The following is a 13,232-nucleotide window of genomic DNA, read 5'->3' as shown; positions in this document are numbered from 1 at the left end:
TCGTGGTACAGACAGGCACAAAATCACCGCCACAGAAAGAAATTTATGATTCGATTAATAATTGCCCTAATATTTCTCCTTTTTTTCTTCGTAATAAGCCTTTTGCTCCTGATTCTGGAATGGATCCTTGGTAAAATCAGCCTGACGGCAAGACATAAGACTTCATTATGGATCGTGCAGGCGGTTTTCAAAGTCATCCTCTTTATAAGCGGAACGAAAGTCATCGTCAAGGGACGTGAAAACCTCCTTCCGGACGAGGCTGTTCTGTATGTAGCGAACCATCGGGGATATTTTGATATTGTTGTTGCCTATGGGCTTATGCCTTCTCTGACGGGCTTCATTGCAAAAAAGGAAATGGAAAAAATTCCCCTTCTATATCATTGGATGCGGTTCCTGAACTGCATGTTCCTTGACCGCAAGGATACAAGACAGGGTTTGAAAACAATCCTGGAGGGAATCGATAAAGTCAGGAACGGTATTTCCGTGTTTATTTTTCCGGAAGGCACAAGAGGGGAAAGCGATCTAACTCCACTTCCCTTTAAAGAAGGCAGTTTCAAAATTGCCTCCAAAACAGGGTGTCCCATCATACCCGTTGCTATAAGCAATACGGCGTCGGTTCTTAAAACACATCCGCTCCGCCTGAAAAAGGCTCGTGTTGTAATTGAATTCGGAAAGCCGTTTACAGTGGAACAGCTTTCCGTCGAAGATCAGAAAAGCCTTTCCGTTATCACCAGAAATCAGATTATGGATATGGCTGCAGTCAACGCCAGACTTACATAAGAGGTGCCAGAAGCCTGGAAATCTGCTCTTTGAAGCGGATAACCAGGTTTCTTTTTTCGTACTCATGTCTGGTGATTTCCCTGCAGGATTTCAGGTCTTCCATGAAAATTCTTTCCAGTCTGCCTGTTGTTTCAGCGTCATATATAACTGCATTCACTTCAAAATTCAGCTCAAAACTCCGGATATCCATATTCGCGGTTCCATAGGAGCATGCTATGCCGTCTACCATCATCCCCTTGGAGTGCAGAAAACCGTCTTCATATGCATAACTGCGCACTCCATAAGCAAGGAAGTCTCCTACGTAGGAATAGGTCGCCCAATACACGAAGGGGTGGTCCGGCTTCGACGGAATCATGATGCGGACGTCCACCCCGGATCCGGCGGCGATGATGAGGGCTGTACTTATGGATTCATCTGGAATCAGGTAAGGGGTCTGAATATAAATACTTTTTTTAGCTTTATGAATCAGACGTATGTAATTATCCCTGACTGCTTTCCGCTTTGAATCTGGTCCGCTGGAAACGATTTGAATCCCGGTTTTGCCGGTCATCTGTGTATATTCATTGTAGAAATATTTTTCTTTGGTAATGATATTCTCTCTGGTTGCAAAACTCCAGTCCAAAGCAAACCGCACCTGCAGGTCATTGACTGCCAGTCCGGTAATCTTTAGGTGCGTGTCCCTCCAATGGCCGAATCTCTTGACTTTCCCAATATATTCTTTACCTATGTTATATCCTCCGACGAAGCCGACTTTTCCATCGATTACAACAATTTTTCTGTGGTTTCTGTAGTTCATCCTCAGCTGGAGTTTGCCCAGGGCGGCCGGAAAAAACTCGCCCAGCATAAAACCATCTGCCTTAAGTCCTTTTAGGGTTTTTCTTTTCAGACTTTTTCCGCCCATGGCATCATACAGTATTCTGACTTCCACGCCTTCTTTGATTTTTTCCCGCAAGGCATCTGTAATGGAAGTAAAGACCTCATCATCCCGGATTATATAATATTGGATGTGAACGAAATTTTCTGCCTTCCGGATTTCATCCAAAAGAGCCCCGAATTTATCCGGACCCTCCGTATATATTTCCACCTCATTGTTTTCAGAATAAACAGCCTTATCCGCGGACAGATTGTAATAGATCAAATCGGCAAAATCCTTAAGTCTCGGATCCGAAATAATCGGCTCATTATTTACGATATCATCTTCCTGCCGTTTGATTTCAGAATTAATTATATCTTCGATTTCTTTAGTCTTAAACATCAACTTTTTATGATAATCATGGCCAAGGAATATATAAAGGATAAATCCTACAATTGGTATAAAATAAAGCACAAGAAGCCAGCTCCATACCGACATGGGATTCCGGCGTTGGAAGAATACGATGATAAACGCAAATATTATATTGATATAAACAATATTATTTATCAGCCACTCCCAAACCTTGACGGCTGTATCGAAAAAATTGGTCAAATAATACCCTCCTCATTGCATTTATTATCGATTTATTATATAGTATTTTTATGCATATATTCGCATACAGTATAACATAATATCGCAGAAAAAAGGACTGTATTTTATCATGCAACTATGATAAAATAATCGACATGCAGATATAGTAGGAGGTTTTTATGAATACCGGCGCGATAGTTTTTATAATTTCATTAGTAGTACTTGTTTCAATAATAGGTGCTCTATATTTTTTAAGCAAACGAACGGAAAAGAAATCAAAAGCGAATCAAGAGGCATTGGAGGCAGCTTCCCAGAGCATGTCTTTCTACATCATCGACAAAAAAATGATGAAGATAAAAGATGCGGGTCTTCCCAAGATAGTATATGAACAGACTCCCAAATATTTAAGATGGACCAAAGTTCCTGTATTAAAGGTAAAAGTCGGAGCTAAGGTCATGTCACTTATGTGTGACGAGAAGATCTTTCCGCAGCTTCTTCCTAAACAGGAAGTCAAAGCCAGTGTAAGCGGTATATATGTCACTGCTGCAAAAAGAATCCGCGGCCCTGTCTATGAGCCAAAGAAGAAAAAAGGATTTTTCAAAGGGAATTTTTTCAAAGGAAATAAACGATAACAAAAAGGCAGATCTAAGCTAAAGCTTAAGATCTGCCTTTTCTTTTGACTGTACATTCACCACTATTTCGCTGTTGGAGATATGCTGTCCATTAATTTCGAGTCCATAGGAAATGGTGATTTCCATGGCATCCTCCTGCCGGGACATTCTGACACGGTTTGTATAAGTCCCCACAACCAAATCCCCGTACGGGGTGTTGTAATAGCTTACATGTTTCCGCCCTTCTTCAAAAATCATATGAACGGACATCGGTCCGTTCTTAATCATTTCCAGTCCATTGTTTTTGATCTTTATCGTACATTTTGTCACTTCTTTGGGCTTGTCTTCCGAAACCTCTTCATAATTTATATAATGTATGTCATCCTCAAAGAAGTATTCTCCCGCGGTTATGACTTTGATTGGTTCATCCTCGTTATTATCGAATTGGATTCCGGATATGGATAACAATACTTCTTTTGTCAACTTATCTTCTACCTCAATATTCTTCAATGTTTATTTTTCTTATGGAATCAAAATCGGATGGGAGGATGGTTCTTGCGAAATCTTCAAATTTTTTGGTAGTATCACTCACAAAAATCTCATATTTTCCGCTTTCTTCATCCAGTTTCTCTTCTGCCATAAGGCCTTCCTTCATAAGCATTTCCCGGAGTTGTGTGGCCGTCTCATATGCCGGATTAACAAGAGAGACTCCACTGCCCATAATATCTGCAATCGTTTTGCGCAGAAGAGGATAGTGGGTGCATCCTAAAATCAGTGTATCGATATTTTCCTGTTTAAGGTCCTTCAGATACCTGGATGCTATCTCCGTCGTCACCGGATCATCCGTGTACCCTTCTTCCACAAGAGGCACGAAAAGTGGACAAGCTTTCCCAGCAACCTTTGCGTCTGTGAGGATTTTCTTTATAAATTCGGAATAAATCCCGCTGGCTATAGTGGCTTCCGTACCGATTATCCCTATGCGTTTATTGGCGGTCGTCATTGCGGCTGCACGGGCTCCGGGTTCTATAACTCCCATGATGGGAATATCGATTTCATTCTTGATATCCTCAAGGGCATAGGCGCTGGCGGTGTTGCAGGCTATGACGATTGCCTTGACATTTTTGGTTTTTAAAAAACGTATGATCTGCCTTGAATATTTTGTAATGGTTTCTTTTGACTTACTTCCATAAGGCACCCGGGCCGTATCTCCAAAATAGATGATCTTCTCTCCCGGAAGCTGGCGCATGATTTCCCGTACGACGGTCAGCCCCCCCACACCTGAGTCAAACACGCCGATAGGATTTGCACGTTCATTTTCAGTTTTCATTTATGCCTCCCGGGTTTATCTTCCCGTATGGTCTTCGTTTATTACCGTAAGAATATATTTTTCCTGTTTTTCGATATGCTTTTTCATGCCGTTTCTTGCTGCTTCTTTATCATGGTTGAGTATTGCATTTACGATGTCGATATGTTCGTCCAGCAGATCCTGTCTTCTTTCGATTTCCCGGATATATTCCAGCCTGTACCGGAAGATATGCTCCCGCAGATTATTCAGAATCTGAACAAGCCGCTCATTCTTGGTTGCCTTGTATATCAGCTCGTGAAAATGTGCATCTATACCTGCCACTTCGGTCAGTTCATTTTTTTCTATAGCTTCCTTGAAAACGGACAGTGAGTTTCTCAGATTCTCTTCTTCTTCTTCTGTGATTCTCTCGCATGCCAGCTCTGCCGCCAGGCATTCCAGGGCTGTTCGGACCTCCAGAACATCTGTCAGTTCTTTTGCCGTAATAGGAGCTACTTCCGCTCCCCTGCGTGGTTCCATGGTAACAAGGCCTTCCAGCTGAAGCATCCGGATGGCTTCCCTTACAGGTGTCCTGCTGACCCCCAGTTTCTGGGCAAGTTTAATTTCCATGAGTCTTTCTCCGGGCTTTAAGTCGCCTTTAATAATGGCCTCCCTTAAATTCCTGAACACGATGTCCCGTAAAGGCAAAAACTCATCATTAGCTATGTCCAGATTTTTCATTATTTTTCCTCCAGTTCTTATTCGACATTATGGGGCTCTGTCAAAAATATCTGTTTTGCCAGCTTCATTTCTCTTATCGCATTCATTGCGAATTCTGCTTCTTCCGGTTCATCAAAAATGCCAAATACAGACGGACCGCTGCCGCTCATTATGGAATTCAATGCACCATTATCAATCATTGCCATTTTAATATCTTCGATTACCGGATGTTCCTTAACCGTAACGCTCTCCAAAACATTCCCCATCAGAGAAGACATCTCATAGATATCTTCCTCTTCTATTGCATCAATAATTCCGTCAATATCCGGGTGGCTCTGGATTTCGTTCAGACGGAGCTTTTCATATACATGTTTTGTTGAAACGGAAAATCCGGGTTTTGCTATCAGAATGCAGCATTCCGGCATAGGAGCTATTCGGGTCACATTTTCCCCGATGCCTTCGGCAAGAGCCGTGCCCTTCATCAGGCAGAACGGCACATCCGCGCCTATAAGCGCACCTCTTTCCATAAGTTCCTTTTTGCTCAGACCAAGCTTGAATAATTTGTTCATGGCGTAGAGAATCGCAGCTGCATCGCTGCTCCCGCCCCCCATACCTGCTGAAACAGGAATGTGCTTCTGCAGGTCGATGCTGACACCGCAATTTATTGCAAACTCATCCATTAGAAGTTTTGCGGCTTTATAGACGAGGTTCTTTTTATCCGTTGGAATAAATCCCAAATTGGTAGTGATACTGATATCTCCGGATGAAGCCTTATCCACTTTGATATTGTCGTGGATCCGGACCGTCTGCATGACCATGCGGACTTCATGGTATCCATCTTCCCTCTTTGCCATTACATCAAGACCGATATTAATTTTTCCATAGGCTTTTACTTTCAATGAGTCCAAATCATCACCTCAAAATAAGATATATTATACATTTCCAAGCTAAAAAGCGCAATTACAAATTTCCATGATGCTTTCCCCTAGTTTCAGTGCTTTTTCATCTGCATCCGACAGACTAGTTCCCTTGACACCAAAATACAGCTTGATTTTGGGCTCCGTTCCGGATGGCCTTACACATACCCAGGATGACTCCTCCAGCTCATAATAAAGGACATTCGACGCAGGCAGTGTCAGTTTCTCGGTTTCTCCCGATTCCGTCAGACACCTGGTGCCGGACTGATAGTCCCTGACCGCCTGCACCCGTAATCCTCCGATTTCCTGGAGATAATTCTTGCGAAGGGTCTGCATAATGGCAGAGATTCTTTCTGCTCCTTCTTTTCCCTTCATGGTTACAGAAACAATATCGTCTTTATAATAACCGTACTTTTCATACATCCCGATCAGAGCGTCCCACAAGGTCATACCCAGCGATTTGTAATACGCTGCGGCCTCACACATCGCCATGGCCGCTGATACTGCATCCTTATCCCGGGCATAATCCCCGATAAGACATCCGTAGCTTTCTTCAAATCCAAAAAGGAAGGTTCCCTTTCCTGTCTTCTCGAATTCCAATATCTTCTGTCCGATATATTTAAATCCGGTCAGTTCTTCATACAGATCTATTCCGTAGTAGTCACTTACCGCATCGGCCATATTTGTGGTCACAATAGTCTTTATCAGGGCTCCGTCTTCCGGTATTGTCCCCTTTTCCTTCATTTGCCCCAATCTGTATTCTGCCAGAAGGCATCCTGTCATGTTTCCCGTAAGGGCCATATACTCTCCTGTTTTACGGTTAAGGACATATGCTCCCAGTCTGTCTGAGTCCGGATCCGTGGCCAGAACCAGATCTGCATCATATGTTGGAGCAAGCTTCAGGGCAAGCTCAAAAGCTTCCCTGGCTTCCGGGTTAGGATAACCCACCGTCGGAAAGTCCCCGTCCGGGAGTTCCTGTTCCTTTACCACATGAACATTCGTGAATCCGATTTCGGACAGAATTCTTCTGACTGGAACATTTCCAGATCCATGCAGCGGCGTGAAGATAATATTCAATTTGTCCTGGTTTTCCTTTATACATTCCGGATTCAAGACATATTTCTTCAGTTCCCCCATATATCGGGAATCCAACTCTTCCCCGATTTCAACATAAAGCCCTTTCGATACAGCCTCTTCGAGCCGCATTGTGTTAACGGCACAGAAATCCGTCAGGCTTTCCACTTCCGACATAATAGCCGTATCATGTGGCGGCGTAACCTGTGCGCCATCTTCCCAGTATACTTTATATCCGTTATATTCAGGTGGATTATGGCTGGCTGTTACGTTGATTCCTCCCACACAGCCCAACTCCCTGACCGCATAGGAAAGCACCGGGGTCGGACGGAGACTTTCAAACACGTAGGTTTTTATACCGTTTGCATTCAGGCAGAGCGCAGCCTCCATGGCGAATTGTCCGGAACAGTGTCTGGAATCAAATGCAATCACCACTCCCTGTGTTGCTTTTTTCTGACTGATAATATAATTGGCAAATCCCTGTGTTGCTTTTCTGATAATATATATATTCATCCGATTGGTCCCGGCTCCCATGATACCCCTTAAGCCGCCGGTTCCAAATTCCAGATCCCGGTAGAATCTGTCCTCGATTTCTTTTTCATTGTCCCTTATTCCAAGCAGCTCCTTTTTTGTTTCGTCGTCAAAATACGGATTGCTCAGCCATTCCTGGTATCTCTCTTTATACATTGTTCCCCCCACAGGTTATGATTTCTTACATATTCTAAAAGAATATCACGTTCATTTAATGATGGATCCCCTAAAACCCTATCCAGCAATTCATTTAGCACTCTGCCAATGGTTTCCCCTTTTGAAAACCCCATTTCCAGCAGATCCTTGCCGCTTATTTTTAAATCTTTCATGGAAAGCGGATCCTGCCGTTCCACTATCTTTTCATACGTTTCTTTAAGATATTTCAGATAGCCGAAGCTCTTCTCAATGGCAAACCGGCTTTTTGCCGCCAAATCTGCATAGGAAAGCTCAATATACAGCGGGAAAATATCCGGACCGATCTTTGCAATCGCCCTGCGGATATTTTGCTCATTCATTTCGGTTTTGTAATCGTGGAATTTCACCAGTCTTGTTACAATATTTATGGTTTTCTTGTCAAACTTCAGATCCCGCAGGATTTGGTGTGCCATCTCGGATCCGGTTTTGCCGTGATTATAATAGTGATCCCGTCCATCCTGGTCTTCTATCCTGGCGTCCGGCTTTCCTACGTCATGCAGCAGAGCTGCCCATCTGAGGTAATGATTCCCCCTTGTATTCTCCAACACCGCCAGAGTATGCTCTCCTACGCTGTATTTATGATATATCGAATTCTGCGGAGTGTTCATCATGATATCCAGCTGCGGCAGAATATGGACTGAAATGCCCGTCTCATATACCAGCCTTATTTTGCCTGGATTTTTTGAGCACAGAATCTTATCCAATTCAGACTGGACTCTTTCCATACTGATATTCACGATAAGCTCCGACATTTCAGAAATGCATTCTTTCGTTCTGCCTTCAATATCAAACCCCAGCTGGGCTGAAAAGCGTATGGCCCTCAAAGTCCGGAGCGCATCCTCCGCAAATCTTTCCTTGGGATCTCCTACGCATCGGATGAGTTTGTAGCGCAGATCAATAAGTCCGCCAAAAGGATCCACCAGTCCGTCTTCCGTATTATACGCAATGGCATTTATAGTGAAATCCCTGCGCTGCAGATCCTCGATCAGATTGGAAATAAAACAAACCGAGGTTGGATGCCGGTTGTCTTCATATTCCCCTTCAACCCTGTAGGTCGTGACCTCAAAGGCATTCTTTCCCCAGAGTACCGTCACCGTCCCATGTTTTATTCCTGTATCCACGGTATTTCTAAAAAGCGCTTTTATTTCCGAAGGGTGAGCCGATGTCGTGATATCCCAGTCTTCGGGCTGTCTCTTCAAAAGGGAATCCCTGATGCATCCTCCTACTGCGTAGGCCTCAAAACCCTTTTCATTCAGGGTGTCCATAATATATTGGACATCCTCCGGAATATCTATATTAATATTTTTGTTTCCATTGTATATACTGCCCATTAATATGCTTTTCCCCAATAAACCATAGTTTTAGCCGGTTTCCCACAACACACGCATGTATCGGAAATGTTTTCTTCTTCGAAAGGCATGCATCTGCTGGTTGCCGTTGTATCTTCCTTGATTTTCAGCTCGCAGGTTTCTTCACCACACCACATGGCTTTTACAAAACCAGGCCTATTGGCGATGGTGTCCTTGAATTCTTCATAAGTAACTGCTGAAAACGTATGCTCGTCCCTGTGTTTTCTCGCTCTTTCCAGCATCTCATTCTGCATGGTTTCCATGACTTCCAACGTTTTCGCTGCAATAGAATCGAGGGAAACTGTAATTTTTTCCCTGGTATCCCTGCGGACGATGACAGCCTGTCCGGCCTCCATGTCCTTCGGTCCGATTTCTATTCTTAGCGGGATCCCTCTGATTTCCTGTTCGCTGAACTTCCAGCCCGGCGATTTGTCCGAGTCATCCAGTGCCACCCTTACGCCAGCAAGACCTGCTTTGATTTTCGCCGCGGCTTCCAATACTCCCTCTTTATGCTGAGCAATTGGAACTACCATAACCTGTACGGGAGCAATCATCGGCGGCAGTACAAGCCCGCTGTCATCTCCGTGAACCATGATTATCGCACCGATAATCCTGGTCGACAGGCCCCAGGAAGTCTGGTGTACATACTGCAGTTTGTTTTCCTTATCTGTATACTGGATATCGAATGCTTTTGCAAATCCATCCCCAAAGTTATGGCTGGTTCCGGACTGCAGAGCTTTTCCATCGTGCATCAAAGCTTCTATAGTATAGGTGGATTCCGCTCCTGCAAATTTTTCCTTGTCCGTCTTCTTTCCTTTAACCATCGGTATTGCAAGAAATTTTTCGCAAAACTCAGCATATATGTCCAGCATCTGGATTGTTCTTTCTTCTGCATCCTCCGCGGTGGCGTGAGCCGTATGCCCTTCCTGCCATAGAAATTCTGTGGACCGCAGAAACGGCCTGGTAGTCTTTTCCCATCTTACGACAGAACACCATTGATTATATAATTTGGGCAGATCCCTGTAAGACTGGATAATATTCGAGTAAAAATCACAAAACAGGGTCTCGGATGTCGGTCTTACGCACAAACGTTCCGCCAGCGGCTCCAGCCCCCCCTGTGTTACCCATGCTACCTCTGGTGCAAAACCTTCCACATGATCTTTTTCTTTCTGCAGAAGACTTTCCGGTATAAACATCGGCATATATACGTTTTCAACTCCGGTTTCTTTAAACATCCGGTCCAGTTCTTTCTGTACATTTTCCCAAATGGCATAACCGTTAGGCCTTAAAATCATGCACCCTTTAACACTCGAGTATTCAATTAATTCCGCTTTTTTCACGACATCCGTATACCATCTGGAAAAATCTTCTTCCATTGGTGTTATCGCTTCAACAAGCTTCTTTGCCTGAGCCATCTTGTAAATCCTCCTTGATTGTCCTAAAATAAGAAAAAATTGCACAAATCTTCTCTTTATACATGCGATTATACACGTTTACGAAGATTTGCGCAATTGTTAATAAAGTCTGTCCTGTTACAGATATTTTTTCAAAGTATCCGTTTTATCAAGCCGTTCCCATGGGAATTGTACATCTTCCCGTCCAAAATGTCCATATGTTGCCGTATTGCCGTATATCGGTCTTCTAAGATCCAGAGATTTGATTATCCCCGCCGGCCTCAAGTCAAAATTCTCCTTGATGATCTGAATCAGGCTGCGGTTGCTAAGTTTTCCGGTTTCGAATGTGTCTACCATGATAGATGTCGGATATGCTACGCCAATTGCGTAAGATAGCTGTATCTCGCATCTGTCAGCCAGCCCGGCCGCCACGATATTTTTTGCGATATACCTGGCCATATAGGCTGCAGATCTGTCCACTTTAGTAGGATCTTTTCCGGAAAATGCTCCTCCTCCGTGTCTGGCTGAGGAACCATATGTATCTACAATGATTTTCCGACCAGTAAGACCGCAGTCGCCATTCGGTCCGCCTATTACAAACCTGCCGGTTGGGTTAATCAGAAATTTGGTCTTGTCATCGATCATGGAGGATGGCAGTACCTCCTTGAAAACATATTTTCTTATGTCCAGTGCTATCTGCTCCTGGCTGACTTCCGGGGAGTGCTGGGTGGAGAGGACAACCGTGTTTATATGTACAGGATTATTGTCCTCGTCATACTCCACTGTGACCTGAGCCTTTCCATCCGGACGAAGGTAGGGAAGTGTTCCATCCTTTCTGATCTGAGCAAGTCTGTAGGTCAGCTTATGAGCCAGGCAGATGGCGTAAGGCATATATTCTTCTGTCTCGTTTGTAGCGTAGCCGAACATCATACCCTGATCGCCGGCTCCGATTGCATCCAGCTGTGAATCAGTCATATTCTGCTCTCTTGCCTCCAGTGCATTATCTACACCCATTGCAATATCCAAAGACTGCTTATTCATTGCAACCATTACCGCACATGTATCGCCGTCGAATCCTACCGCGGAACTGTCATATCCTATTTTCTTGATAGTCTCCCGGGCAACTCTCTGGTAATCCACATTAGCTTTTGCGGAAATTTCTCCCATGATAAGTACAAGACCAGTACTTACACACGTTTCGCAAGCAACCCTTCCCATAGGATCCTGTTCCAGCACTGCATCTAATATCGCATCTGAAATCTGGTCGCATATTTTATCCGGATGTCCCTCTGTTACTGATTCCGAAGTAAAAAGTATCTTTTCCATCTGTCTGCCTCCTGCATACAATTTTTCATTAAAATAAGCCCACTAAAAGTGGACTCGATTACAAGGTAAATCAAATCCTCTTATTGATCGATTGCTCGCTCAGGTTGGCACCTTCCTGTTAAGGGGTTGCCGTGACTTCGTAGATCCTTGTATCTCCATCACTCTGAATAAGAGAAGCTTCTATATAATTTATAAATGAAATACTACATTAGATTTATCACATTGTCAATATTTTATTTTCAGCCGACTTTGAGTTTGAATTTCTGGACATCCTTCTCTGAGGACACTTCTTCAATCTGAGCACCCAGTGCCCTTAATTTTCCGTCGAAGTCTTCATATCCACGCTGGATAAAGCGGATATCCTCCACCAGTGTCAGACCTTGTGCCGCAAGTCCTGCCAATACAAGCGCCGCACCTGCTCTTAAATCCGGGGCAGAAACCTGCGCACCCGTAAATTGATTAACACCATCTATAATAGCTGTGTTTCCTTCTACCTTAATCGAAGCACCCATACGGCGCAGCTCGTCCACATATTTAAACCGGTTTTCAAAAATACTCTCTGTGATGGTACTGGTCCCCTTGGCCATGGCCAGGGCAACAGAAATCTGTGGCTGCATATCCGTTGGAAAACCAGGATATGGCAGAGTTTTTACATGCGTACACACAATAGACTCCGATCCTTTTACCCGGACCGAATCATCATATTCCTCAACCGTACATCCAATTTCCAACAGCTTGGAGGTAATCGCCTCCAAATGCTTGGGAATTACATTTTTAACTGTAATGTCTCCTCTTGTCACGGCTGCCACAAACATGAAAGTCCCCGCTTCAATCTGGTCCGGAATGACGGAATATGTGGTACCGTGAAGTCTGGAGACTCCATTGACTCGGATTACATCTGTTCCAGCTCCTTTAATGTTTGCGCCCATGCTGTTGAGCATATTGGCAACATCGACTACGTGTGGCTCTTTTGCCGCATTTTCAATATCGGTAATGCCTTCTGCCATGACTGCCGCAAGCATTATGTTTATTGTAGCCCCTACCGAGACAACATCCATGTAAATATGTTTGCCCTGGAGTGTCCCTGCCTTCGCCAGGATCATGCCGTGCTCAATGGTCACTTCAGCTCCCAGAGCCTTAAACCCTTTGATATGCTGATCTATCGGCCGGCTCCCTATGTTGCAGCCGCCCGGAAGAGCAACCTGGGCCATTTTATATTTGCCGAGAAGAGCCCCCAGAAGGTAGTAGGACGCCCGAATTTTCTTTATGTATTCATAATCCACACTGACAGAAGATATCGTGGATCCATTTATCTTAACACAATGCCTGTCAACGCGCTCAACAACCGCCCCGATTCCCTGAATTGCCTGGAGCAGCACGTTCACATCCTCTACATCCGGCAGATTCTCGATTATAACGGTCTCATCGGTCATGATTGCCGCCGCAATTATTGCAAGGGAAGCGTTTTTTGCGCCACCGATTTCAACGGAACCGGTAAGCATTTTTCCACCTTTGATTATATATTGATCCATTCTGCACCTCAGCCTAACTTATTTCTATACTCTTTAAGATTATAACATAATCCATGAGATTGTAAATATTTTTTACA

General features: G+C 44.1%; 12 protein-coding genes and 1 riboswitch. Of the genes, 2 read left to right on the top strand and 10 right to left on the bottom strand.

The genetic code is table 11. The features are described from left to right. Positions 1-45: 45 nt before the first annotated feature. Positions 46-780 (top strand): lysophospholipid acyltransferase family protein, encoded by a 735-nt coding sequence (locus BUA79_RS01705; protein ID WP_073992630.1) that lies wholly within the window; start codon positions 46-48, stop codon positions 778-780. Here BUA79_RS01705 and cls read toward each other — a convergent pair. After that, positions 773-2,245 (bottom strand): cardiolipin synthase, encoded by a 1,473-nt coding sequence (gene cls / locus BUA79_RS01700; protein ID WP_073992629.1) that lies wholly within the window; start codon positions 2,243-2,245, stop codon positions 773-775. The genes BUA79_RS01705 and cls overlap by 8 nt on opposite strands. A gap of 158 nt (positions 2,246-2,403) precedes the next feature. Between cls and BUA79_RS01695 the strand changes: the two genes are divergently transcribed. After that, a complete protein-coding gene (locus tag BUA79_RS01695) occupies positions 2,404-2,856 on the top strand; it encodes a hypothetical protein (protein ID WP_073992628.1) in 453 nt (150 codons plus the stop codon). An 18-nt stretch (positions 2,857-2,874) separates the two neighbouring features. On the opposite strand, the gene BUA79_RS01690 is transcribed toward BUA79_RS01695, so the two are convergent. The 9 genes from BUA79_RS01690 to BUA79_RS01650 all read right to left on the bottom strand — a co-directional run bounded on the left by BUA79_RS01690 (position 2,875) and on the right by BUA79_RS01650 (position 13,155). Beyond that, on the bottom strand, positions 2,875-3,345 hold the full coding sequence (locus BUA79_RS01690) for a YwiB family protein (RefSeq protein ID WP_094757256.1): 471 nt from the start codon (positions 3,343-3,345) through the stop codon (positions 2,875-2,877). Further along, on the bottom strand, positions 3,332-4,162 hold the full coding sequence (murI, locus tag BUA79_RS01685; RefSeq protein WP_073992627.1) for a glutamate racemase: 831 nt from the start codon (positions 4,160-4,162) through the stop codon (positions 3,332-3,334). The genes BUA79_RS01690 and murI overlap by 14 nt, the downstream gene beginning before the upstream one ends. Positions 4,163-4,177: 15 nt before the next feature. Continuing rightward, positions 4,178-4,858 carry a GntR family transcriptional regulator gene (locus BUA79_RS01680; protein WP_073992626.1) on the bottom strand — a complete coding sequence of 227 codons (681 nt, stop codon included), beginning with the start codon at positions 4,856-4,858 and terminating at the stop codon, positions 4,178-4,180. 17 nt (positions 4,859-4,875) lie between these two features. Continuing rightward, positions 4,876-5,745, bottom strand: coding sequence for a 4-(cytidine 5'-diphospho)-2-C-methyl-D-erythritol kinase (gene ispE, locus BUA79_RS01675; RefSeq protein ID WP_073992625.1), 870 nt, complete (start codon positions 5,743-5,745; stop codon positions 4,876-4,878). Between the two features lie 39 nt (positions 5,746-5,784). Further along, positions 5,785-7,515: a phospho-sugar mutase gene (locus BUA79_RS01670; RefSeq protein WP_073992624.1), complete on the bottom strand. Its 1,731-nt coding sequence runs from the start codon at positions 7,513-7,515 to the stop codon at positions 5,785-5,787. Beyond that, complete coding sequence (locus tag BUA79_RS01665; RefSeq protein WP_242941624.1) at positions 7,485-8,885, bottom strand: CCA tRNA nucleotidyltransferase; 1,401 nt, start codon at positions 8,883-8,885, stop codon at positions 7,485-7,487. Before BUA79_RS01665 ends, BUA79_RS01670 begins: the two co-directional genes overlap by 31 nt. Beyond that, on the bottom strand, positions 8,885-10,318 hold the full coding sequence (gene proS / locus BUA79_RS01660; RefSeq protein ID WP_073992623.1) for a proline--tRNA ligase: 1,434 nt from the start codon (positions 10,316-10,318) through the stop codon (positions 8,885-8,887). The genes BUA79_RS01665 and proS overlap by 1 nt, the downstream gene beginning before the upstream one ends. Before the next feature lie 117 nt (positions 10,319-10,435). Next, the gene (gene metK / locus BUA79_RS01655; RefSeq protein WP_073992622.1) at positions 10,436-11,623 is read right to left on the bottom strand and encodes a methionine adenosyltransferase; all 1,188 of its coding nucleotides are present in this window, start codon (positions 11,621-11,623) and stop codon (positions 10,436-10,438) included. A gap of 77 nt (positions 11,624-11,700) precedes the next feature. Beyond that, positions 11,701-11,797: riboswitch (SAM riboswitch) on the bottom strand. Between the two features lie 65 nt (positions 11,798-11,862). Continuing rightward, complete coding sequence (locus BUA79_RS01650) at positions 11,863-13,155, bottom strand: UDP-N-acetylglucosamine 1-carboxyvinyltransferase (protein ID WP_073992621.1); 1,293 nt, start codon at positions 13,153-13,155, stop codon at positions 11,863-11,865. Positions 13,156-13,232: the final 77 nt, after the last annotated feature.

It is taken from the genome of Parasporobacterium paucivorans DSM 15970, from assembly GCF_900141895.1.
GTDB lineage: Bacteria > Bacillota > Clostridia > Lachnospirales > Lachnospiraceae > Parasporobacterium > Parasporobacterium paucivorans.
Note: the sequence above shows the minus strand (reverse complement) of the source record. Positions and strands in the feature narration are given on the sequence as shown.

Bases quoted from the DNA above. Each gene is read 5' to 3' on its own strand.
- metK (WP_073992622.1), bottom strand. From the start codon at position 11,623: ATGGAAAAGATACTTTTTACTTCGGAATCAGTAACAGAGGGACATCCG.
- murI (WP_073992627.1), bottom strand. From the start codon at position 4,162: ATGAAAACTGAAAATGAACGTGCAAATCCTATCGGCGTGTTTGACTCA.
- BUA79_RS01670 (WP_073992624.1), bottom strand. From the start codon at position 7,515: ATGTATAAAGAGAGATACCAGGAATGGCTGAGCAATCCGTATTTTGAC.
- BUA79_RS01665 (WP_242941624.1), bottom strand. From the start codon at position 8,885: ATGGGCAGTATATACAATGGAAACAAAAATATTAATATAGATATTCCG.
- BUA79_RS01705 (WP_073992630.1), top strand. From the start codon at position 46: ATGATTCGATTAATAATTGCCCTAATATTTCTCCTTTTTTTCTTCGTA.
- proS (WP_073992623.1), bottom strand. From the start codon at position 10,318: ATGGCTCAGGCAAAGAAGCTTGTTGAAGCGATAACACCAATGGAAGAA.
- BUA79_RS01680 (WP_073992626.1), bottom strand. From the start codon at position 4,858: ATGAAAAATCTGGACATAGCTAATGATGAGTTTTTGCCTTTACGGGAC.
- BUA79_RS01695 (WP_073992628.1), top strand. From the start codon at position 2,404: ATGAATACCGGCGCGATAGTTTTTATAATTTCATTAGTAGTACTTGTT.
- BUA79_RS01650 (WP_073992621.1), bottom strand. From the start codon at position 13,155: ATGGATCAATATATAATCAAAGGTGGAAAAATGCTTACCGGTTCCGTT.